The 22,168-nt window shown below is 67.0% G+C and carries 22 protein-coding genes; 10 read left to right on the forward strand and 12 right to left on the reverse strand.

From position 1 onward, the window contains the following. Positions 1-53: 53 nt before the first annotated feature. Genes ACSQ3Y_RS19895 through ACSQ3Y_RS19905 form a run of 3 tightly spaced genes read right to left on the reverse strand, consistent with a single transcriptional unit; the run spans position 54 to position 2,775 of the window. Positions 54-830 (reverse strand): hypothetical protein, encoded by a 777-nt coding sequence (locus ACSQ3Y_RS19895; protein ID WP_436178586.1) that lies wholly within the window; start codon positions 828-830, stop codon positions 54-56. Beyond that, a complete protein-coding gene (locus ACSQ3Y_RS19900) occupies positions 830-1,264 on the reverse strand; it encodes a DNA polymerase III subunit chi (RefSeq protein WP_436178587.1) in 435 nt (144 codons plus the stop codon). Before ACSQ3Y_RS19900 ends, ACSQ3Y_RS19895 begins: the two co-directional genes overlap by 1 nt. Positions 1,265-1,269: 5 nt before the next feature. Then, complete coding sequence (locus ACSQ3Y_RS19905) at positions 1,270-2,775, reverse strand: leucyl aminopeptidase (RefSeq protein WP_436178588.1); 1,506 nt, start codon at positions 2,773-2,775, stop codon at positions 1,270-1,272. A 23-nt stretch (positions 2,776-2,798) separates the two neighbouring features. Here ACSQ3Y_RS19905 and lptF point away from each other — a divergent pair, with 23 nt between their 5' ends. From lptF to ACSQ3Y_RS19935, 6 genes are all read left to right on the forward strand, one after another. Continuing rightward, positions 2,799-3,893 carry an LPS export ABC transporter permease LptF gene (lptF, locus tag ACSQ3Y_RS19910; protein WP_057203166.1) on the forward strand — a complete coding sequence of 365 codons (1,095 nt, stop codon included), beginning with the start codon at positions 2,799-2,801 and terminating at the stop codon, positions 3,891-3,893. Then, a complete protein-coding gene (gene lptG / locus ACSQ3Y_RS19915; RefSeq protein ID WP_436178589.1) occupies positions 3,890-4,996 on the forward strand; it encodes an LPS export ABC transporter permease LptG in 1,107 nt (368 codons plus the stop codon). Before lptF ends, lptG begins: the two co-directional genes overlap by 4 nt. Before the next feature lie 8 nt (positions 4,997-5,004). After that, entirely contained in the window at positions 5,005-5,379 is a 375-nt protein-coding gene (locus ACSQ3Y_RS19920; protein WP_436178590.1) for a sirohydrochlorin chelatase, read from the forward strand. Between the two features lie 74 nt (positions 5,380-5,453). Next, on the forward strand, positions 5,454-6,395 hold the full coding sequence (locus ACSQ3Y_RS19925; RefSeq protein ID WP_057203169.1) for a CysB family HTH-type transcriptional regulator: 942 nt from the start codon (positions 5,454-5,456) through the stop codon (positions 6,393-6,395). Positions 6,396-6,405: 10 nt separating this feature from the next. Continuing rightward, positions 6,406-7,293 carry a class I SAM-dependent methyltransferase gene (locus ACSQ3Y_RS19930; protein ID WP_057203170.1) on the forward strand — a complete coding sequence of 296 codons (888 nt, stop codon included), beginning with the start codon at positions 6,406-6,408 and terminating at the stop codon, positions 7,291-7,293. A 62-nt stretch (positions 7,294-7,355) separates the two neighbouring features. Next, positions 7,356-8,528 carry a pyridoxal phosphate-dependent aminotransferase gene (locus ACSQ3Y_RS19935; RefSeq protein WP_436178591.1) on the forward strand — a complete coding sequence of 391 codons (1,173 nt, stop codon included), beginning with the start codon at positions 7,356-7,358 and terminating at the stop codon, positions 8,526-8,528. 10 nt (positions 8,529-8,538) lie between these two features. Here ACSQ3Y_RS19935 and ACSQ3Y_RS19940 read toward each other — a convergent pair whose 3' ends face one another. The 9 genes from ACSQ3Y_RS19940 to ACSQ3Y_RS19980 form a co-directional block, all read right to left on the reverse strand. Beyond that, entirely contained in the window at positions 8,539-9,459 is a 921-nt protein-coding gene (locus tag ACSQ3Y_RS19940) for an SDR family oxidoreductase (RefSeq protein ID WP_436178592.1), read from the reverse strand. A 53-nt stretch (positions 9,460-9,512) separates the two neighbouring features. After that, entirely contained in the window at positions 9,513-10,385 is an 873-nt protein-coding gene (locus ACSQ3Y_RS19945) for a helix-turn-helix domain-containing protein (RefSeq protein WP_436178593.1), read from the reverse strand. A 71-nt stretch (positions 10,386-10,456) separates the two neighbouring features. Further along, positions 10,457-11,944, reverse strand: a complete 1,488-nt coding sequence (rng, locus tag ACSQ3Y_RS19950) for a ribonuclease G (RefSeq protein WP_436178594.1) — start codon at positions 11,942-11,944, stop codon at positions 10,457-10,459. A 22-nt stretch (positions 11,945-11,966) separates the two neighbouring features. Next, entirely contained in the window at positions 11,967-12,581 is a 615-nt protein-coding gene (locus ACSQ3Y_RS19955; protein ID WP_057203174.1) for a Maf family protein, read from the reverse strand. A gap of 91 nt (positions 12,582-12,672) precedes the next feature. Beyond that, positions 12,673-13,140: a 23S rRNA (pseudouridine(1915)-N(3))-methyltransferase RlmH gene (gene rlmH, locus ACSQ3Y_RS19960; RefSeq protein ID WP_057203175.1), complete on the reverse strand. Its 468-nt coding sequence runs from the start codon at positions 13,138-13,140 to the stop codon at positions 12,673-12,675. 59 nt (positions 13,141-13,199) lie between these two features. After that, the gene (gene rsfS, locus ACSQ3Y_RS19965; protein WP_057267774.1) at positions 13,200-14,030 is read right to left on the reverse strand and encodes a ribosome silencing factor; all 831 of its coding nucleotides are present in this window, start codon (positions 14,028-14,030) and stop codon (positions 13,200-13,202) included. Positions 14,031-14,212: 182 nt separating this feature from the next. Further along, complete coding sequence (gene hemF, locus ACSQ3Y_RS19970; protein WP_436178595.1) at positions 14,213-15,169, reverse strand: oxygen-dependent coproporphyrinogen oxidase; 957 nt, start codon at positions 15,167-15,169, stop codon at positions 14,213-14,215. Next, a complete protein-coding gene (gene purD, locus ACSQ3Y_RS19975; RefSeq protein ID WP_436178596.1) occupies positions 15,169-16,449 on the reverse strand; it encodes a phosphoribosylamine--glycine ligase in 1,281 nt (426 codons plus the stop codon). Before purD ends, hemF begins: the two co-directional genes overlap by 1 nt. A gap of 80 nt (positions 16,450-16,529) precedes the next feature. Further along, positions 16,530-17,249, reverse strand: a complete 720-nt coding sequence (locus ACSQ3Y_RS19980; protein ID WP_428000540.1) for a YebC/PmpR family DNA-binding transcriptional regulator — start codon at positions 17,247-17,249, stop codon at positions 16,530-16,532. Between the two features lie 79 nt (positions 17,250-17,328). Between ACSQ3Y_RS19980 and ACSQ3Y_RS19985 the strand changes: the two genes are divergently transcribed. The 4 genes from ACSQ3Y_RS19985 (at position 17,329) to ACSQ3Y_RS20000 (ending at position 22,164) form a co-directional block, all read left to right on the forward strand. After that, complete coding sequence (locus ACSQ3Y_RS19985; RefSeq protein ID WP_436178597.1) at positions 17,329-18,846, forward strand: helicase HerA-like C-terminal domain-containing protein; 1,518 nt, start codon at positions 17,329-17,331, stop codon at positions 18,844-18,846. Between the two features lie 83 nt (positions 18,847-18,929). Beyond that, on the forward strand, positions 18,930-19,763 hold the full coding sequence (locus ACSQ3Y_RS19990) for a glycine-rich domain-containing protein (RefSeq protein WP_436178598.1): 834 nt from the start codon (positions 18,930-18,932) through the stop codon (positions 19,761-19,763). A 122-nt stretch (positions 19,764-19,885) separates the two neighbouring features. Next, positions 19,886-21,208, forward strand: a complete 1,323-nt coding sequence (locus ACSQ3Y_RS19995; protein ID WP_057203183.1) for a hemolysin family protein — start codon at positions 19,886-19,888, stop codon at positions 21,206-21,208. 101 nt (positions 21,209-21,309) lie between these two features. Further along, a complete protein-coding gene (locus tag ACSQ3Y_RS20000) occupies positions 21,310-22,164 on the forward strand; it encodes an enoyl-CoA hydratase-related protein (protein WP_057203184.1) in 855 nt (284 codons plus the stop codon). Positions 22,165-22,168 lie beyond the last annotated feature (4 nt).

Raw genomic sequence — 22,168 nt, forward strand, 5'->3', positions numbered from 1 at the left:
AGATCATTAGGGAACACGATTAAATGAGGGAGAAACCACAGGGGAATACCCTGTCATCCCTTTGTCGGCGCAGTGTGGCTGCCTGCGAGCTCATCGGCCACGGCCTCGTATACCGCGTGGCGGACCACGGATTCGATCTCCTCGCGCAGCCTGGGAAGCACCGACCGCGTCTGCTCCTGCACCACTGTGGCGATGGCATCGCGCAGGCGCTGGTCCAGCGCCACGTCCACCCGCTGCATGACCCGGTGCACCATGTACTCCTCCATGCCCTCTGGCAGTGCACGCGCAGCGGTCTGCTGCCCCATATTCGGCACCACGGGGGCTGCTGCAGGCGCTGCAACGGCCACGGCCACCGGAGCTACCACGGGGCGCGCCGCTGCGGCTGGTGGCCTGGCGGGCAAGGATGCCGCAGGCACTGCGGGTGAGGGTGTGGGCGCTGGCGCAAGCGAGGGTGCCGCCATGGCCTGCGGCACCGCCAGCGAAGCCACAGGGGCGGCCAAGGCCGAGGGGGCGGCCGCCGCGATCTGCGCGCGGCGCAATGCCAGGGCCTCCAGGGCACGGCTGGCCGCCTGCGCCACCGGTGAGGCGGCTGCGGGTGTGGCGGCAGGCGCCAGCGCAGGGGCAACCACCGGGGCGGCCTGGGGCACTGCACGGTTGGGCGTGGCGGCGGCAGGGGCTGCCACCGCAGGAGACGGGCGCGCCGCAACCGCAGGGGACACGGCCGCAGGCGGCTTCGCCACCAAGGGCACGGGTATGGCACCGGGCACCTGCACCACTTCAGTGAGCGTGGGCACGAAACGGGGCGGCGTGCGGGGTGGCGTGGTGGCCATCAAGCGCCCTTCAGCACCAGATCGTGGCGCACGATGGCGTAGCCACGCGAGGCATAGTGGCGCCAGCGGTTGCGCGCCTGTTCCCGGTCTTCTTCATCGTGGGCACTGACGACCTCGATCAGCTTCTCGAAGCGGCCAAAGCCTTCGGGCACCTCGACGCCCAGGTTCAGCAGCACCTCGTGGTGCGGTGCACCCTGCACGTCCGAGGTCAGCAGCACCGGCGAGGCCAGGCGCAGGTCCTCGTCGGCCGCGTCGGTGCAATGCGCGACGAAATCCTGCGGTGCCATGCTCCACATCTGCCGATCCAATGCCGCCAGCACATGGGTCGGGCCGGCGATGATCAGGCGCGCATCGCTGCGCAGCACCTTGCGCGCAAACCGGCAGGCGTACGCCACCTTGTCCGGCGCGTTGAAATGGAAGGCGACTTCTGTCATCGGGCTCAGGCAGCCTTGGCGCGCGTGGTTCGGGTCGCGCGCTTGGTGGCCGGCTTGGGGGCCGACGAGGCATCGGCCTCGCGGTCCAGCAGGTACTGCACCAGCAGGCCCACGGGGCGACCCGTGGAGCCCTTGGCCGCACCGCCCTTCCAGGCGGTGCCGGCGATATCCAGGTGCGCCCAGGGCATGTCGCCCACGAACTTCTGCAGGAACTTGGCGGCCGTGATGGCACCACCCGCGCGGCCGGCCACGTTGCCCATGTCGGCAAAGTTGCTCTTGAGGCCATCGGCATAGTCATCGTCCAGCGGCATGCGCCAGCACGGGTCCTGCGCGGCATCGCCGGCCACCTGCAGGGCCTGGGCCAGGTCTTCGTTGTTGCTGAACAGGCCGCTGCGCACGCCGCCCAGGGCGATCACGCAAGCGCCGGTGAGGGTGGCGATGTCCACCACGGCCGCAGGCTTGAAGCGCGTGGCATAGGTCAGCGCATCGCACAGCACCAGGCGCCCTTCGGCGTCGGTGTTGAGCACCTCGATGGTCTGGCCGCTCATGCTGGTCACCACGTCGCCCGGCTTCACGGCCCGGCCATCGGGCATGTTCTCGCAGGCGGGGATCAGGCCCACCACGTTGATGGTGGGCTGCAGCTCGCCCAGGGCACGGAACACGCCCAGCACGCTGGCGGCGCCGCACATGTCGAATTTCATCTCGTCCATCTCGGCCGCCGGCTTGATGGAGATGCCGCCGGTGTCGAAGGTGATGCCCTTGCCCACCAGCACCACGGGCGCCTGGTCCTTGGCCGCACCGCTGTAGCGCAGTTCGATGAAGCGCAGCGGCTCTTCCGACCCCTTGGCCACCGCCATGAAGGAGCCCATGCCCAGGCGCTCGACTTCGGCCGGGCCGTGCACCTTGCACTGGATGCGCGGCTGCTTGGCCAGCGTCTTGGCGGCATTTGCCAGCAAGGTGGGCGTGGCATGGTTGGCGGGCCGGTTGCCCCATTCGCGGGCAAACTCCACCCCTTCTACCAGGGCGATGCCCTGGTAGAAGGCCACCCGCACCTCGGAGGGGTCGGGCACGCCCACGACCACGCGGTTCAGGCTGCGCGCCTCGGCCTTGGGCTTGGTGGTGGTGTAGACATAGCTAGCGTCGGCCACGGCCTGCACCGCCGCGCACACCGCATCGGCTTGGGCGCTGCCTGCAAAGCACAGCACCACGCGCTTGGTCTGGGGCGCCTTGAGCGCCGAGGCCACCGCGCCGAGCGCCTGGCGCACGGCACGGGCCGCGCCATCGCCCACACCCAGCAGCAGCACGCGGCGCGCCGCCACGGCGGGCACCTGGTACAGCGCCAGGCTCTTGCCGGGCTTGGCGGAAAAGTCGCCTTGCTTGAGCGCCAGGGCCGCCAGCGTGGACAGGGCGTCGCGCCCCGGTTTGAAGCTCTCCGGGACCAACACGACCAGCAGGTCGCATTTCTCGGAAGCAGCTGCCGGCAATTCAAGGGTCTTCAGATCAAAGTTCATAATCGGTGTTTTCCTTATAGCCAATGTTATTCGATTCATCCATCCGCAAGGAGCTGGCGCGCAGCTTCGGGGCCACGCTGGTGGTGCTGGTCACCGTGGTGATGACCATGATGCTGATCCGCACCCTCGGCCAGGCCTCACGCGGCAGCGTGAGCCCCTCTGACGTGATGCTGGTCATGGGCTTCACGGTGCTGGGCCAGTTGTCCACCATTTTGACCCTGAGCCTGTTCGTCGCCGTGGTCAGCACGCTCTCGCGCATGTACCGCGACAGCGAGATGGTGATCTGGTTCGCCAGCGGCCGCGGGCTCATCAGCCTGCTGCGCCCGCTGCTGCGCTTTGCCTGGCCCTCGATGCTGGTGATCGCCGTGCTCTCGCTGCTGGTGTGGCCCTGGGCCAACACGCAGATCCAGGAGCTCAAGACCCGCTACGAGCAGCGCAGCGACATCGACCGCATCGCCCCCGGTGAGTTCCAGGAGTCGGCCAACGGCAGCCGGGTGTTCTTCATCGACAAGGACAGCCCCGACAACATGGTGGGCAACAACATCTTCATTGCCACCAACGTGGGCAAGAAGGAGACCGTCACCTCCGCGCGCAGTGCCCGGCTGGAGACGCAGGGCGGCGAGCGCATGGCCGTGCTCAGCCAGGGGCAGCGCCTGGAGACCGCGCACGACAAGCCGGGCCTGAAAATCAGCGAGTTCGAGGAATACACCACCCGCATCGGCTCGGCCCCCGCCGGCTCTGCCGAAGAGCTCTCGGTCAAGACCCGCGCCACCCATGAGCTGCTGATGCAGCCCCTGCCGGCCTACCGGGCCGAGCTGGGCTGGCGCATCGGGCTGGCCCTGGCGGCGCTGAACTTCGTAGTGCTGGGCCTGGCCGTGGCCACCGTCAACCCACGCGCGGGGCGCAGCACCAGCCTGGTGTTCGCGCTCTTCGCCTTCATCGTCTACTACAACCTCATGACCCTGGGTACCAGCTGGGTCGGTGCCGGGCGCCTGGGCCTTGCCAGCTTCATGCTCATGCTGCACGGCGGCATCCTGGCTTTTTCGCTGCTGCTGCTGACCGCGCGCCACAACAATTGGAGCCTGCGCCGCCTTTGGCAGCGCCGGAGCCCCGCATGAAAACCATCCGCCGCCTGATCCACCGCGAGGCCTTCTTCGCCGTCGCCTATGTCACCATCGGCTTCCTGTCCCTGTTCTTCTTCTTCGACCTGGTCGATGAGCTGCGCTGGGTGGGCCGCACGGGGCCCCAGGGCTACCAGCTCTCGCACGCCATGCTGTTCGTGGTGCTCAGCATCCCCAGCCACCTGTACGAGCTGCTGCCCATCACGGTGCTCATCGGCACCATCTTCGTGATGGCACGCCTGGCGCAGAGCTCCGAATTCACCATCATGCGCACCAGCGGCATGGGCCCCGGGCGGGCCATGCGCACCCTGCTCACGCTGGGCGGCTTTTTCGTGGTGCTGACCTTCGCCGTGGGCGACTACATCGCGCCCCTGAGCGACAAGGCCGCGCAGCTGATCAAGGTGCGCCACCTGGGCCGCCTCACCTCGGGCGCCACCGGCGCCTGGCTGAAGGAGCGCCAGGACGACCACTCCTACGCCGTCAACGTGCGCGCCCTCACGCCCGACGGCGGCATGCTCGACATCCGCATCTTCGAGTTCGACGCCAAGGGGCTGCTGGCCTCGCAGACGCGCGCGGCATCGGGGCGTTTTGGCGACGGCGGCGGCTGGGAGCTGACCGACGTGCAGCGCAGCAGTTTTTTGCAGCGCGGCGAAGACCAGGCCCGCGTGGACCGGCTGAGCGTGCCCGCACTGCAGTGGCCCACGCGCATCAGCGCCGACATGGTGGCCGCCTCGCTGCTCAAGCCCGACCGCATGGCCACGGTGGACCTTTTCCAGTACATCCGCCACCTGGACAGCAACGGCCAGTCGGCCCAGCGCTACGAGATCGAGTTCTGGCGCAAGGTGTTCTACCCCCTCTCCTGCCTGGTGATGGTGGTGCTGGCCCTGCCCTTTGCCTACCTGCACTTCCGCTCGGGCGGCATCGCCGGCTATGTGTTCGGCGGCGTCATGGCCGGCATCAGCTTCTTTTTGCTCAACAACGTGTTCGGCTATGCCGGCAACCTGCAGAACTGGTCGCCCTGGCTCACGGCGGCAGCGCCGGGGCTGATCTACTCTTTACTGTCCCTGGGTGCCTTCAGCTGGCTGGTACTCAGACGCTAGCCACACCCATGCCCGACCACGCCATCGTCCTTTTCGCCCACGGCTCACGCGACCCCCTGTGGCGCTCACCCATGGAAGCCGTTGCTGCGCGCATCGCCGCGCAGCAACCCGGCCGGCCCGTCGCCTGCGCCTACCTGGAGCTGTGCGCCCCCGCCCTGCCCGACGCTGTCGCGTCGCTGGTGGCACAAGGCGCCCGCCAGGTCACCGTGGTGCCCATGTTCCTGGGCACCGGCAAGCATGCGCGCGAGGATTTGCCCGTGCTGCTGGAGCAGCTGCGTGCCAGCCACAGCGGCGTGCAGTTCAACGTGCAGGCCGCCATCGGCGAAGACCCGCGCATGACGGCTCTCATGGCCGAGATCGCCTGCGAATTGCCTGCCAGCTGAGTTTTTGCCAACCGTCTCCGGTATCTCTTAGATGCTTGCAGCATAATGATGCAACTCTTTAGGCGATATCAGATATGAATCTGCACCAATTCCGCTTTGTCCAGGAGGCCGCGCGGCGCGGCCTGAACCTGACCGAAGCCGCCAAGGCCCTGCACACCTCGCAACCGGGTGTCTCCAAGGCCATCATCGAGCTGGAGGAAGAGCTGGGCGTGGACATCTTCGCGCGCCACGGCAAGCGCCTCAAGCGCATCACCGAGCCCGGCCAGCATGTGCTCAAGAGCATCGAGGTCATCATGCGCGAGGTGGGCAACCTGAAGCGCATTGGCGAGCAGTTCAGCGCCCAGGACAACGGCACGCTGAGCATTGCCACCACCCACACCCAGGCCCGCTATGTGCTGCCCGTGCCCGTGGCGCGCCTGCGCGAGGCCTATCCCAAGGTCAACATCAGCCTGCACCAGGCCACGCCCGACCAGGTGGCACGCATGGTGATCGACGAGGTGGCCGAGATCGGCATGGCCACCGAATCGCTGGCCGACTACCCCGAACTCGTGACGCTGCCCTGCTACGAATGGGAGCATGTGCTGGTGCTGCCCCCCGGCCACCCGCTGGCGCAGAAGGAGCGCATCGGCCTCGATGACATCGCCCACGAGCCGCTGATCACCTACCACCCCTCGTTCACCGGGCGCGGCAAGATCGACCACGCCTTTGCCGCGCGCCGCCTGCAGCCGCGCATCGCGCTCGAAGCCATCGACTCCGACGTGATCAAGACCTATGTGCGCCTGGGCCTGGGGATCGGCATCGTGGCCGAAATGGCGATGCGCGACGACCCCGTGGGCGACCTGGTGGTGCGCCCCGTGGGCCACCTGTTTGGCCAGAGCGTGGCGCGTGTGGCCTTCAAGCGTGGGGCCTACCTGCGCAATTTCGTGTACAAATTCGCGGAATTGCTGAGCGACCGCCTGAGCCGCGAGCTGATTGCCCGCGCCATGAGCGGCCACGTCAACGACTATGAACTCTGATAACCGGACCATGAATTCTTCTTCGACAACCGCAGCCCCTTGCGTTTGCTGCGGCCAGACCCTGCGCGCCGGACTGGAGGAATGGCACTGGGTATGCGCGCTGTGCGGCTACGAATTCGCACAGTTTGCGCCCGCGATCAATGAAGCCGAATCCCACAAGAAGCTCGATGAAGCCCAGCGCGACACCGCACTCAAGAGCCTGCGCGAGGCCAATTTCAACCAATTGCTGGACCGCATCGGCCGACATACCGCCCCCGCTGGCACGCGCCTGCTGGACGTGGGCGCAGCCCATGGGTGGTTTGTGAAAGCTGCGGCATCCCGGGGCTTTACCGCCCTGGGACTGGAGCCGGACCACGCCGTGTGCGAGCAGGCGCAGCGCAACGGGGCACTGGTGCGCGAGGGCTTCTTTCCCGATGTGCTGGCTGTGCACGAGCAGTTTGACGTCATCGTCTTCAACGATGTGTTCGAACATATCCCGCATTCCGATGCGCTGCTGTCGCAGTGCATTGCACGGCTGGCACCCGGGGGGTTGCTGGTGCTGAACCTGCCCTCCAGCCGCGGCTTCTTCTACCGAATCAGCAAGATGCTGCACCGGTTCGGCGCGGGCGCATTTTTTGACCGGCTCTGGCAAAAAGACATGCCGTCGCCCCATCTGCACTACTTCCATGCACGCAACCTCACCCAGTTGAGTGCGCGGCACGGCCTCACCCTGATCGACTCGGCCCATCTGGCCAGCGTGCACCTCGATGGCCTGTATGCGCGCATCACCTACTTCAAATCGGGCGTGCGCTGGCTGGCCCCGCTTATATGGCTGGCCATCGTGGCGGCGTACCCACTGGTGCGCTGGGGTGCCCCGAGCGACATTGACGTGGTGATATTCCGCCGCAACGGCGGCTAGGTCGCCAGCCATCGGCGCACCCGCATACCCCTTTCCTTTCCTTCCCTCCTCCTCCCCGTCCCATGACCCTCGCGACCGACACCGCACGCACCCCCGTCCTTGCCAGCAAGCTGCCCCAGGTGGGCACCACCATCTTCACCGTGATGTCGGCCCTGGCGGCCGAACACAATGCGGTGAACCTGGGCCAGGGCTTTCCGGACTTTGCCTGCGACCCGGCATTGGTCGATGCGGTCACCGCCGCCATGCAGGCCGGCCACAACCAGTACCCGCCCATGACCGGCGTGCCCGCGCTGCGCGAGGCGGTCTCGGCCAAGATCGAGGCACTGCATGGCCGTCGCTATGACCCGGCCAGCGAGATCACCATCACCGCCGGTGCCACGCAGGCCATCATCACCACCATCCTGGCCATCGTGCACCCGGGCGACGAGGTCATCGTGCTCGACCCCTGCTACGACAGCTACGTGCCCAACATCGAGCTGGCCGGCGGCCGCGCGGTGCGCGTGCCGCTCACGCCCGGCACCTTCCGCCCTGACTTCGGCAAGATCAGCGCCGCCATCACGCCGCGCACGCGCGCCATCCTGATCAACACCCCGCACAACCCCAGCGCCACCGTCTGGAGTGCCGAGGACATGCGGGCGCTGCAGGACCTGCTGGCCCCCACCGACATCCTGCTGATCAGCGACGAGGTTTACGAGCACATGGTGTTCGACGGCGGCCAGCACCAGAGCGCTGCGCGCTTCGCGGGCCTGGCGGCGCGCGCCTTCATCGTCTCGAGCTTCGGCAAGACCTTCCACGTCACGGGCTGGAAGGTGGGCACCGTAGCGGCGCCCGCCGCGCTGACGGCCGAGTTCCGCAAGGTGCACCAGTTCAACGTGTTCACGGTGAACACCCCCGTGCAGTACGGCCTGGCCGCGTACCTCAAGGACCCCGCCCCCTACCTGCAGCTGCCCGCCTTCTACCAGGCCAAGCGCGACCTGTTCCGCGAAGGCCTGGCCGGCTCGCGCCTGAAGCTCTTGCCCAGCACCGGCAGCTATTTCCAGTGCGTGGACATCTCGGCTGTGAGCGACCTGAACGAATCGGACTTCTGCCAGTGGCTCACGCGCGAGATCGGCGTGGCCGCCATCCCGCTGTCGGCCTTCTACGGCGACGGCTTCGACCAGCACGTGGTGCGCTTTTGCTTTGCCAAGAAGGACGATACCCTGCGCGCAGCGCTGGAGCGGTTGCGCAAGCTGTGATGAGGTGCTGTCAACGGTAGCCGGCCACGTCCACCGGCCCGCCAGCCCGCTCCTCTGCCAGCATGTGGCCCCAGGCGTCGGGCTGGCTGCCGTCCAGGTCCGTGAAGCCATAGATCCGCGCCAGTTGCCCACTGGAGAGGGATTGCCCATTCCATCGCGCCACCTCCCGGTCCTGCGCCAGCGCGACCACGGCCCGGCCCACATAGGCCGGGCTTTCGGCCACCGCAAAGCCGGGCACGCGCGCCACCGCATCGCGCCAGTGGGCCTCGGTGACACCAAAGGCCTCCAGCATCGCCTCGGAGCGCATCCAGCCGGGCGACAGCGACACGCCGGTGGCGCCATGGGGCCCGAGTTCGTGCCCCAGCGCAAAACCCATGCGCAGCACGGCAGCCTTGGCGATGTCGTAGAAGAACGAGTTGCGGTAGCGCATGCCGTTGTACTCGGCCGTGCCGTCGTTGACCTCCACCACCAGACCACCCGGCGCCTTGAGCAGCAAGGGGATGGCAAAGTGGCTGGTGATGGCATGCGTGTCTACCGCCAGGCGCAGCGTGCGCAGGCCGTAGTCCAAGTCGGACTCCCACACGGTCTTGTTCCATTCGATGTGGGTGGCGCCGAAAATGTCGTTCACCAGCAGGTGCAGCGCGCCCTGCTCGCGTTCGATGCGGGCCACCAGGGCGCGCACTTCCTCCTGCACCAGGTGGTCCACCCGCACGGCGATGCCCTTGCCGCCAGCCTGGTCCACAAGGGCCACGGTTTCCTCGATGGTCTCGGGCCGGTCCATCTCCGAACGCTGCGCGCCCGATGAGCGGCCAGTCACATAGACGGTGGCTCCGGCCGCGCCGAGCTGCACGGCGATGCCTCGGCCGGCGCCCCGGGTGGCTCCGGCCACGAGGGCCACTTTTCCCTTCAGGGATGCTGGCGCTTGATTCATGCGGTCAATCCTTGGTTCTCTTGATGGACCACCACGGTACAGAGGCCCGGCGCTCAGGTCTTGGAAGAAAGCGAAGCGCCGCGCTGCAGAAACTCGTTAGGCGACAGTCCACAAAGCGCCCGGAACTCGTTGGCCAGGTGCGCCTGGTCGTAGAAGCCGCCATCGGCGGCCAGCGCGGCCCAAGGCGGCGCCACTGGAGCTCCGCGCAGCACGCGCAGGCAGGCGTGCAGGCGAGCAAGCCGGCTCCAGGCCTTGGGCGACATGCCCACCTCGGCTCGGAAGATTTGCTGCAGGCGCCGCTCGCCCATGCCGAAGGCCTGGGCCACGTCTCGGGGGCGCAGGCGGCCTGCAGATTCGGCCATCAGCATGGCGGCCTGTGCCGCACAAGGGTTGGCAGGCCGAGTGCTCCGCACCAGGCGCTGCTCCAGAGCGGCCCGCAGCAGGGCAATGCGCGCCTGGTCGTCGCGCTGCCCGGCCATGCGCTCGCGCAGCTCGGCAAAGGCCCCGCCCCACAAGGCATCCAGCGGCACCGCCCTGCCCTGCAGTTCCCCGGCTGGCACCCCGAGCAAGGCCGATGCGGCGCCAGGGCGCAGCGCCACCGACACACTGTGCATGCTGCTGCGGCGCCAGCGCAGCAGCACGGGCGCGGTGGCGGCGCCCAGGGCGACGCTGCCCTGGCGCTCACTCGCCGGGCCGGCCAGCGTGCTATCGCCCAGGTGAATCACCAGGCGCACGGCCCCGTCGGGCAGCACACGCTCGGCCACCTCGGCGTCGCCAACAAAGGTCTCGCGGTACAGCAGGATCTGGGAGACATGGGCACCCAGTTGCTTGCCCACTTGAAAGGCGCGCAGCGTGTCGGCGGGCACCGTGGTTTCGGGCCCGTGCGAAAGGTCACCATCGAGGCGGAGGAAGAGGCGCTCGGTCATGGGCATGCGGCAGATGGCACATCCTAGTCCACGGCCGTGCGGGCCGGCACACGCCGTGCCCGCTCTTGCTGCTACAGCAGCACGATGTCGTACTGCTCCTGCCCCATCGCACTTTCGGACTGCAGCGAGATCGGCTTGCCGATGAAGTCCGACAGGCCCGCCAGGTGCTGGCTTTCCTCGTCGAGGAAGAGTTCCACCACGCGTGCCGAGGCGACCACGCGGAACTCGCGCGGGTTGAACTGGCGCGCCTCGCGCAGGATCTCGCGCAGGATGTCGTAGCACACGCTGCGCGCGGTCTTCACACTGCCCTTGCCCTGGCAGGCCTCGCAGGGCTCGCACAGTATGTGGGCCAGGGATTCGCGGGTGCGCTTGCGCGTCATCTCCACCAGGCCCAGTTGCGAAAAGCCGCCGGCCATGGTTTTCACGCGGTCGCGCCCGAGCTGCTTCTTGAACTCGGAGAGCACCGCCTCCTGGTGGCCGCCCTGCACCATGTCGATGAAGTCCACGATGATGATGCCGCCCAGGTTGCGCAGGCGCAGCTGGCGGGCAATGGCCTGGGCTGCCTCCAGGTTGGTCTTGAAGATGGTGTCGTCGAAATTGCGCGCCCCCACGTAGCCGCCGGTGTTCACGTCGATGGTGGTGAGCGCTTCGGTCTGGTCGACGATGAGGTAGCCGCCCGATTTAAGGTCCACGCGCCGGCCCAGGGCCTTGGCCACCTCTTCGTCGATGGAGTACAGGTCGAAGATGGGGCGCTCGCCCTTGTAGTGCTGCAGCTTGGGCGCTGCCGCGGGCATGAACTCCTGCCCGAAGGCGCGCAGGCGCTGGTACTGCTCCAGCGAATCGAGGCGGATGGTCTGCGTGTGGTCGCCCACCAGGTCGCGCAGCACGCGCTGCAGCAGATCCAGGTCCTGGTGCAGCAGCGACATGGGCGGCAGCCGCAGCGATGCATCCTTGATGCGCGCCCAGGTCTTGCGCAGGTAGGCGATGTCCTCGGCCAGCTCGGCGTCGGTCGAGTCCTCGCCATTGGTGCGCAGGATGAAGCCGCCGCCACCGCCCGTGGTCTTGTCGCCCACCATGGCCTGCAGGCGGGCACGCAAGGCATCACGCTCAGCCGAGGGGATCTTCTGCGACACGCCGACATGGTCGTCCTGCGGCAAGAAGACCAGCAGGCGCCCGGCTATGCTGATCTGCGTGGACAGGCGCGCGCCCTTGGTGCCGATGGGGTCCTTGATGACCTGCACCATCAGCGACTGGCCCTCGAACACCTGCTTTTCGATGGGCACCTGCGGCTCGCCCTTGCGCGCAAAGGCGGGTGGCTCGCCATCGGGCTGGCGCTGCCAGACATCGGCCACGTGCAGAAAGGCGGCGCGCTCCAGGCCAATGTCGATGAAGGCCGACTGCATGCCCGGCAGCACGCGCGAGACCTTGCCCAGGTAGACATTGCCCACCAGGCCGCGCTCCAGCGTGCGCTCGATGTGCAGCTCCTGCACGGCGCCGTGCTCCACGATGGCGACGCGTGTCTCCTGCGGCGACCAGTTGATGAGAATATCTTGTTGCATGGTCGTCAACGCTTGTTGTTCTTCAAACAGGGAATCCGGCGGCGCGCAATAGCTGCGCCGTCTCGTACATGGGCAGGCCCATGATGCCCGAATAGCTGCCGCTCAGTTGCGGAATGAAGGCTGCGGCGCGGCCCTGCACGCCATAGGCACCGGCCTTGCCCAGGGGTTCGCCGGTGTTCACGTAATCATCGACCTGCTGCGGCGTGAGCGCGGCAAAGGTGACGCGCGAGACCGACAGCGCCGCCACGCGCCGCGTGCCCATCTGCAGCGCCACGGCGGTGAGCACCCGGTGCGTGCGCCCCGCCAGCTCGGTCAGCATGCGCCCGGCATGTGCGGCATCGTCAGGCTTGCCGTAGATGGCGCGGCCCAGTGCCACCGTGGTGTCGGAGCACAGGATGGGCGCCTCGGGCAGGCCCCGGCGTGCGCGGCGCGCCATGGCGGCATCGAGCTTGAGGCCGGTGACGCGCTGCACGTAGGCGGTCGGCACCTCGCCAGGGTGGACTTCCTCGATGGCCTCGGCATCCTCGCCCATGTCGCCGTCCACGTTGGGTACCAGCAGTTCATGGCGCACGCCCAGTTGGTCGAGCAACTGGCGGCGGCGGGGGCTTTGGGAGGCGAGGTAGATGAAATCCGGCATGGTGGATGAAGGATAACCAAGAACGCGCAGTAGAACCGCGAATTCCTATCATCCCTTGCTACGCAATCGGTAGCAAATCACGCCCGGGACATCATTCCCGATGGTAGGGGTGGCCCGCGTTCACGGACCAGGCACGGTACAGCTGCTCGATGAGCAGCACGCGCACCATGGCATGCGGCAGGGTCAGGTCGGACAGGCGGATGCGCTCGTGCGCCGCCTGGCGAAAGGCCGGGTCGAGCCCGTCGGGCCCGCCGATGACCAGGGCCACGTCGTCGCCGCCCAGCTGCCAGCCCTTGAGCCGCTCGGCCAGGGCCTTGGTGGTGAGGTTGGTGCCGCGCTCGTCGAGCGCGACCACGCGGGTGCCCCGGGGAATGGCGGCCTCGATGCGCTCACGCTCGGCGGCGTACAGCGTCTCGATGGTCTTGGAGCCGCGCGGCTCGGTCTTCACCGCCTTGAGCTCGACCTTGATCTCGAACGGGAAGCGCTTGGCATAGTCTTCGTAGGCGGTCTGTGCCCAGTCGGGCACGCGCTGGCCCACGGCCACGATCAGCAGTTTCATGGCAATTCAGGCGCCAAAAAATTGTTGCGGGAGACGGGCCGAAGCCCTCCTCCATCGCCTCACTTGCGGCCGGGCGCCCTTTTGGCTGGGGCCTTGGCCGCTGGCCGTGCACCACCGCGCGAAGCGGGCTTGGCGGCCTCGGCATTGGCCTTGCTGCGCGGCACCGATGGCTTGACCACGATGGTCTTGATCGGGGCCTTGGTAGCTGCGGGCTTCTTGGCTGCGGGCGCCTTTGCCGGTGCGGCCTTGGCGGCAGCGCCGGACTTTGCGGGTGCGCGGCTCGGTGCCTTGGCGGGGGCCTTGGCTGCTGGCTTGGCTGCCGCCGGTGCGGGCCTGCCTGCCGACTTGGCGGCGGGGCGGGCAGCGGACTTGGCAGGCGCTGCCGCCTTCTTGGCCGCGGGGCGCGCCGAGGTACCGCTCTTGGCGGCCGACTTGGCATCGGACTTGGCGGCCTTCTGGGCCGACTTCTTCTCGGCCAGCTCGGTTGCTGCCGACGATGCCGGCTTGGCCGCGCCCAGCTTCAGGCGCACAGGTATTTCGCCCCACAGCTCTTCAAGGCGGTAGTACTGGCGGATGGCGGGCTGCATGATGTGCGCCACGGCGGCGCCGCAGTCCACGATGATCCATTCGCCGTTGTCTTCGCCTTCGATGCGCGGCTTGGAAAAGCCGGCTTCCTTCACCGCGTCGCGCACGCTGGCGGCCAGCGCCTTGGTCTGGCGGTTGGAGGTACCCGATGCCACGATGACCCGTTCAAACAGCGGCGAGAGATGCTCGGTGTTGAAGACCTGGATGTCTTGCGCCTTGACGTCTTCCAGGCCATCGACGATGGCGCGCTGGAGTTTGGTGACGTCTTTCTTGGCGGCGGTTTCCGATTTTGTGGATGTGGTCATCAGGCGGTGATTTGTGAGGAATGGAATCAATATAGCGCGCAACGGGGCGTGCAGCCAGCGGGCTGGGCCTTGGGTGTTGCGCGGTGGCGCTCAGGCGATAAAGGGCGTTGGAGCCCTTCGCTGCTGGCGCCAAAAGCGCGTGCAGCTATTGAAATTATAGCTTTTTGCGGACAATGGCCGTTTCAGTGCGTATCCGCGAGCCAGTCGCGCCGCACCAGGAAGCGCTCGGCCAGTGCGGCCTCGGGCGAATCGGCACCCTCCTGGCGCTGGTACGACCACGACACCAGGGGCGGCATGGACAGCAGGATGGACTCGGTGCGCCCGCCCGATTGCAGGCCGAAATGGGTGCCCCGGTCCCACACCAGGTTGAACTCCACATAACGGCCCCGGCGGTACAGCTGAAATTCACGCTCGCGCTCGCCGTGGGGCATGCCCTGGCGCTTCGCGACGATGGGCAGGTAGGCGGACAGGAAGGCATCGCCCACCGATTGCGTCATGGCCAAGCTCTGCTCGAAGCCCAGCTCGGAGAAGTCGTCGAAGAACACGCCGCCCACGCCACGCTGCTCACTGCGGTGCTTGAGGAAGAAGTACTCGTCGCACCACTGCTTGAAGCGCGGGTACTTGTCATCGCCAAAGGGCGCGAGCGCTTCGCGGCAGCTGCGGTGAAAGTGCACCGCATCGTCCTCGAAGCCGTAGTACGGCGTGAGGTCCATGCCGCCGCCGAACCAGCAGGTCGGCGCCTGCCCAGGGTGGCCTGCAGCGATCATGCGCACGTTCATGTGCACCGTGGGCACGTAGGGGTTGCGCGGGTGGAACACCAGCGATACGCCCATGGCCTCGAACGGCGCACCCGCCAACTCGGGCCGGTGCTGCGTGGCCGATGGCGGCAAGAGCGGCCCGCGCACATGCGAAAAGCCGCAGCCTGCGCGCTCGAACACGCGCCCGCCTTCGAGGATGCGCGTCACGCCATCGCCCTGCAGCGCCTCGCCGGGCGCCTTGTGCCAGGCGTCGGCCAGAAAGCGGGCCCCGCCCTCGCCCTCCACGGCCTCCAGGGCGTCGATGATGCGCAGCTGCAGCCCCTGCAGGTAGCTGCGCACGCGCTCCACCGTGGCGGCGGTGTTCAGGGAGTCAACCGACATCAGCCTTTAAGGGCACGAAAGCCGATGTCGCGGCGGTATTGCGCGCCGTCGAACTGGATGTTGCGCGCCACATCGTAGGCGCGCTGCTGTGCCTGCTTGACGCTGTCGGCCAGCACCGTCACGCACAGCACGCGGCCGCCCGTGACGCTGACCACGCCGTCCTTCAGGGCCGTGCCCGCATGGAAGGCCACGGCGTCGTCCGCATCGGCCGGCAGGCCGGTGATGGTGTCGCCCTTGCGCGGGTTCTCGGGGTAGCCGTGGGCGGCCATCACCACGCCCAGCGCGGTGCGGCGGTCCCACTGCAACTCGATCTGGTCGAGCTTGCCGTCCACGCCGGCACCCAGCACGTCGGCCAGGTCGCTTTTCAGGCGCATCAGAATGGGCTGCGTCTCAGGGTCGCCCATGCGGCAGTTGAATTCGAGTGTCTTGGGATGGCCCTTGGCGTCGATCATCAGCCCGGCATAGAGGAAGCCGGTGTAGGGAATGCCATCCTTTTCCATGCCACGGATGGTGGGCAGGATGATTTCGCGCATGGCGCGGGCGTGCACGTCGGCCGTGACCACGGGCGCGGGCGAATACGCACCCATGCCGCCGGTGTTGGGGCCTTCGTCGCCATCCTTCAGGCGCTTGTGGTCCTGGCTGGTGGCCAGGGCCAGCACGTTCTTGCCATCGCACAGCACGATGAAGGAGGCTTCCTCGCCTTCGAGGAAAGCCTCGATCACCACGCGGGCGCCCCCCTCGTTGTGGGTCACGCCGTACTTGTTGTCCACCAGCATGAAGTCCACGGCATCGTGGGCTTCCTTGAGCGTCAGGGCCACGACCACGCCCTTGCCGGCCGCCAGGCCATCGGCCTTGATGACGATGGGCGCACCCAGGCGGTCCACGAAGACATGGGCCGCCACCGGGTCGGTGAAGGTGTCGTAGTCCGCCGTGGGAATGCCATGGCGGCGCATGAAGGCCTTGGAGAAGGCCTTGGAGCTTTCGAGCTGCGCGGCCGCCTGCGTGGGGCCGAACACGCGCAGACCATGCGCACGGAATTCGTCGACCACGCCAGCGGCCAGCGGCGCCTCGGGGCCCACCACGCTAAGGCTGATCTTCTCGGCCTGCGCCCAGATGCGCAGCTCGCGCACGTCGGTGATGGCCACGTTCTCCAGCTTGGAGTTCAGGGCCGTGCCGCCGTTGCCGGGCGCCACAAACACCTTGGTGACCTTGGGAGACTGGCTGAGCTTCCAGGCCATTGCGTGTTCACGGCCGCCGCCACCAATTACAAGAACCTTCATACCAGCCTATTAGAACCTGTCTGCAACCGGCCAAACGGCTGTTACAGGGACAGTGTTGTGAATTCAATCGTGGCAGCGTTTCAGAGCGCAGCGTTGTGGTAGATCTCCTGGGCATCGTCCAGGTCTTCCAGGATGTCGAGCAATTTTTGCATCCGCACGGCGTCTTCGCCCTCCAGCTCGATGGTGTTTTCAGCGCGCATGGTGACCTCGGACACCTCGGGCTTCAGGCCTGCGGCCTCCAGGGCGTTCTTCACGGCCTCGAAGTCGGCCGGCGCGGTCAGCACCTCGATGGCGCCGTCCCCATCGGTCAGCACATCCTCGGCGCCGGCGTCGAGCGCCACTTCCATGACCTTGTCCTCATCGGTACCCGGCGCAAAGATCAGTTGGCCGCAGTGCTTGAACTGGAACACCACCGAACCCTCGGTGCCCATGCTGCCGCCGTGCTTGCTGAAGGCGTGGCGCACCTCGGCCACCGTGCGCACGCGGTTATCGGTCATGGTGTCGATCATGATGGCCACGCCACCGATGCCATAGCCCTCGTAGCGGATTTCCTCGTAGGTCAGGCCTTCGGCGTTGCCGGTGGCCTTGTCGATGTTGTATTTGATGCGGTCGGCGGGCATGTTGGCCGCCTTGGCCTTGTCCACCGCCAGGCGCAGGCGGGGGTTGGCAGACAGATCCCCGCCGCCCGAACGGGCCGCCACGGTGATTTCGCGAATGATGCGGGTCCAGATCTTGCCGCGTTTTTCATCCTGCCGCCCCTTGCGGTGCTGGATATTCGCCCATTTACTGTGTCCTGCCACGGGAAGTCCTTTTGTACTGATTTAATCTACTGTGCGCGATTTTACTTTTGCCGAACCCGCATCCCCGAGGAAACCCGAAATGGCCGAACCACTCCTGATTGCCAAGCACGGCACCACCGAATGCCACCTGCTCCCGAGCCTGGCCAACCGCCACGGGCTGATCACCGGGGCCACGGGCACCGGCAAGACGGTGACGCTGCAGACGCTGGCCGAGAATTTCTCGCGCATTGGCGTGCCGGTGTTCATGGCCGACGTCAAGGGCGACCTCACCGGGGCCAGCCAGCCCGGCAAGATCGGCGAGAAGCTGGCCGCCACGCTCAAGGAGCGGGGGCTGGACCTGCCCGCCCCCCTGGCCTGCCCCACCACGCTGTGGGACGTGTTCGGCGAACAGGGCCACCCGGTGCGTGCCACGGTGTCGGACATGGGGCCGTTGCTGCTGGGGCGCATGCTCAACCTCAATGAGACGCAACTCGGGGTGCTCAACCTGGTGTTCAAGATCGCCGACGACAACGGCATGCTGCTGCTGGACCTCAAGGACCTGCGCGCCATGCTGCAGTATGTGGGCGACAACGGCAAGGAATTCACGACCGAGTACGGCAACGTGAGTGCGGCCAGCGTGGGCGCCATCCAGCGCGGGCTGCTGCAGATCGAACAGCAGGGAGGCACGCAGTTCTTCGGCGAGCCCATGCTCAACATCCAGGACTTCATGCAGACGGTAGATGGCCAGGGCGTGGTCAACATCCTGGCGGCCGACAAGCTCATGAATTCGCCGCGCCTGTACGCCACCTTCCTTTTGTGGATGCTGTCCGAGCTGTTCGAGCAGCTGCCCGAGATCGGCGACCCCGAGCAGCCCAAGCTGGTGTTCTTCTTCGACGAGGCCCACCTCTTATTCAACGAGGCGCCCAAGGTGCTGGTCGAGCGCATCGAGCTGGTGGTGCGCCTGGTGCGCTCCAAGGGCGTGGGCGTGTACTTCGTGACGCAGAACCCCCTCGATATCCCCGACACGGTGCTGGCCCAGTTGGGCAACCGCGTGCAGCACGCGCTGCGCGCCTTCACGCCGCGCGACCAGAAGGCCGTGAAGGCCACGGCCACCACCATGCGGCAAAAGCCGGGCCTGGATATCGAAACCGCCATCACCGAGCTGGCCGTGGGCGAGGCGCTGATCAGTTTTCTCGACGCCAAAGGCCGCCCCAGCGTGACCGAGCGCGTGTTCGTGCTGCCGCCGGGCAGCCAGCTGGGCCCCATCACCCCGCAGCAGCGCCAGGCGCTGATGGCCAGTTCGCTCGTGGCCGGCGTGTACGAAAAGGTGGTGGACCGCGAGTCTGCCTATGAAAAGCTCAAGGGCCGCACTGCAGACGCGACGGCACAGGCGACGCCCGCAGGCAAGGGCTCGGTGGCTGCGCCTGCAGAAGAAGGCGGCGGCCTGCTGGGCGGGCTGAACGACGTGCTCTTCGGATCCACCGGCCCGCGCGGCGGCAAGCGCGACGGCCTGGCGCAGACCATGGCCAAGTCCGCCGTGCGCACCATGGGCACCTCGCTGGGCAAAGAAATCCTGCGTGGCGTGCTGGGCAGCGTCTTCGGTGGCAGGAAGCGGTGAGCGCACTCTAAAAATAGTCACATCAGACCCTCGAAAAAGAGGTACAACCCCGGAAAACAGACACATAACAAAGGGGGAAACCGATGGGCAAGATCGAAAGGCTGCTGGTGCGCTACGGCGGCAACGTGGTGCAACTGGCAATCGCCATCTGGACGCTGGCCTTCGTGGCCGCCTTCGCGGGGCTGCTGCGGCCCAATTGGCGCTGGGCCATCTACCTAGTGTGCACGGTGGCGGTCACCGCCATCGTCGTGCAGTGGACACGCACGGTGCGCGAGCGCTACATCCGCGAGGCGCGCCTGCCCGCGTATCTGAAGCGCAAGCTGCGCGAAACCTACCCGCACCTCTCCCAGAAGGACTGCGAGCTCGTGGAGCGCGGGCTGCGCCAGTTCTTCATGGCCTGCATGCGCAGCCGCAAGCAATTCGTGGCCATGCCGTCCAAGGCAGTGGATGCGCTCTGGCACGATTTCATTCTGCACACACAGGCCTACAAGACCTGGTGCCACAACGCGCTGGGCTTCTTTTTGCACCACACCCCTGCCGAGGCCCTGGGCGCCAAGGCCAGGAACAACGATGGCCTGCGCCGCGCCTGGTTCTGGGCCTGCAAGGACGAAGCCATCAACCCCAAGGCCCCCAGCCGGCTGCCGCTGCTGTTTGCGCTGGACGCCAAGATGGCGATTGCCGGCGGCTTCACCTACCTGCCCGACTGCAGCAACATTTTGGCCAAGAACGCCGCAGGCGGCGATGGCAGCGGCACCTACTGCGGCACCAGCTTTGCCGATGGCAGCCACAGCGGCAGCTCGGATGATTTCGGTGGGGCCGACAGTTCCAGCAGCAGCAGCAGCGACAGCTCCAGCGACGGCGGGAGCGATGGGGGCAGTTGCGGCGGTGGTGGCTGCGGCGGTGGTGGGGGCGACTAAGAATGCCATGACGGAAAACTGACGGCGCCTGCCGGCCGGATAACCGTTGCCGACCACGGCAATAACCACACCCCTACAATGGACAGCTTCTGAACTTCAAGGGGGCCGTGTGTCCCCTGTCTATGGAAATCGCAATACTGTTCGCCCTCATCCTTTTGAATGGGCTGTTCGCCATGTCAGAGATCGCTCTGGTCACTGCACGCAAGGCCCGGCTGCAAAAGATGATTGATGAGGGCGATAGCGGCGCAGCCGCCGCCGTGAAACTGGGCGAAGACCCCACCCGCTTCCTCTCCACCATCCAGATCGGCATCACGTCGATCGGCGTGCTCAACGGTATCGTGGGCGAGGCCGCCCTGGCGGCCCCGCTGGCAGCCTGGCTGGCATCGCTGGGTGTACCCCCTCCCTACGGCGGCTACGCCGCCACCGGCCTGGTGGTGGTGCTGATCACCTACTTCTCCATCGTCGTGGGCGAACTGGTGCCCAAGCGCATCGGCCAGTCGCACCCCGAAACCTTTGCGCGCCTGGTCTCGCGGCCCATCAACTTCCTGGCGCTGGCGACCAAGCCCTTCGTCATCCTGCTGTCCACCTCCACGCGCACGCTGCTGCGCCTGCTCGGCGTGAAGGAAACCAGCGGCAGCCCGGTGACCGAGGAAGAGATCCACGCCATGCTGGTGGAGGGCACGACGGCCGGCGTGATCGAATCGCACGAGCACACCATGGTGCGCAACGTGTTCCGCCTGGACGACCGCCAGATCGGCTCGCTCATGGTGCCGCGCGGCGACGTGGTCTGCCTGGACCTGGACCTCAGCTTCGAGGAGAACCTGAAACTCATCGAGGAGTCGGACCACGCCCGCTTCCCGGTGGTGCGCGGCGGCATGGACAACATCCGCGGCGTGCTCAATGCGCGCCAGTGGCTCTCGCGCACCATCCGCGACAAGGCGCACAGCCTCTCCGACCAGCCGCTGCAGACGGCACTGTACGTGCCCGAGACCATCACCGGCATGGAGCTACTGGACAACTTCCGCCTGTCGGACGTGCACATGGCCTTTGTGATCGACGAGTACGGCGAGGTGCAGGGCATCGTCACGCTGCAGGACCTGATCGAGGCCATCACCGGCGAGTTCCAGCCGCGCGACCCCGAGACTTCATGGGCGCTGCAGCGCGAGGATGGCAGCTGGCTGCTGGACGGCCACATCCCCGTGCCCGAGCTCAAGGACCGGCTGAACCTGGACGCCGTGCCCGAGGAAGAGCGCGGCCGTTACCACACCCTGAGCGGCATGATCATGCTGCTAACCGGCCGCCTGCCCAAGGTGACCGACACCGTGGAGTGGGAAGGCTGGAAGCTCGAAGTGGTGGACATGGACGGCAAGACCATCGACAAGATCCTGGCCAGCCGCCTGCCCGTGCCCGAACTGGCCAACGCCACGGAAACCACGGACGGCTGAGCCCCCGCCCCCATCTGCCACGGGGCGGGCTCGGGCAAAGCCCGCGCAGAGTCACCCACGCGACGATGGCGGCGCGGGCGTGCGGCCTACAGTGTTCGCCCATGAACACTGCCGCTCCCACCCTCACCTGCTTTTCCCTGACCACCACCGGCCATGTGGCCCACCTGGTGATGAACCGGCCCGAGGCCATGAACACCATGCACCCGACGTTCTGGCGCGAGCTGGACGCGGTGCTGGTGCACCTGCACCAGGCCGGCGAGGCGCGCGCGCTGGTCATCAGCAGCACCGGCAGGCATTTCAGCGCGGGCATGGCGCTCGAGACCTTCGGCGGCGCCATCACCATGGACGACCAGAGCCCCGAAGGCCGCGCCGCCATCTTCGACCTGCTGACCGACATGCAGCACACCTTCACCCGCCTGGAAAACCTGCGCATCCCGGTGATCATGGCCATCCACGGCGGCTGCATCGGCGGCGCGGTGGACATGGTGACGGCGGCCTGCATCCGCTACGCCACGGCAGATGCCTTCTTCTGCATCCAGGAGATCAACATCGGCATGGTGGCCGACGTGGGCACCCTGCAGCGCCTACCCAAGCTGGTGCCCATGGGCGTGGTCAAGGAACTGGCCTACACCGGCCGGCGCATGCCCGCGCAGAAGGCCCTGGGCTACGGCCTGGTCAACGAGGTCTTCGACACGCAAGAGGCCATGCTGGCCGCCGCGCTGCAGTGCGCCCAGGAGATCGCCAGCAAGCCGCCCGTGGCCATCTGGGGCACCAAGCAGGCCGTGAACTATGCGCGCGACCACTCGGTGGAAGACAGCCTGCGCCAGATGGGCTGGCTGCAGGGCGCCATCTGGAGCAACCGGCATGTGCAGGAATCGGTCGCGGCCATGAAGCAAAAGCGCGCGGGCGACTTCCCTGCCCTCACCCCGCTGCAGCGGTTTTCAGAGCTGGGGTAGGGCC

The sequence above is a fragment of the Acidovorax sp. LjRoot66 genome, from assembly GCF_964253305.1.
Classification (GTDB): domain Bacteria; phylum Pseudomonadota; class Gammaproteobacteria; order Burkholderiales; family Burkholderiaceae_C; genus Acidovorax.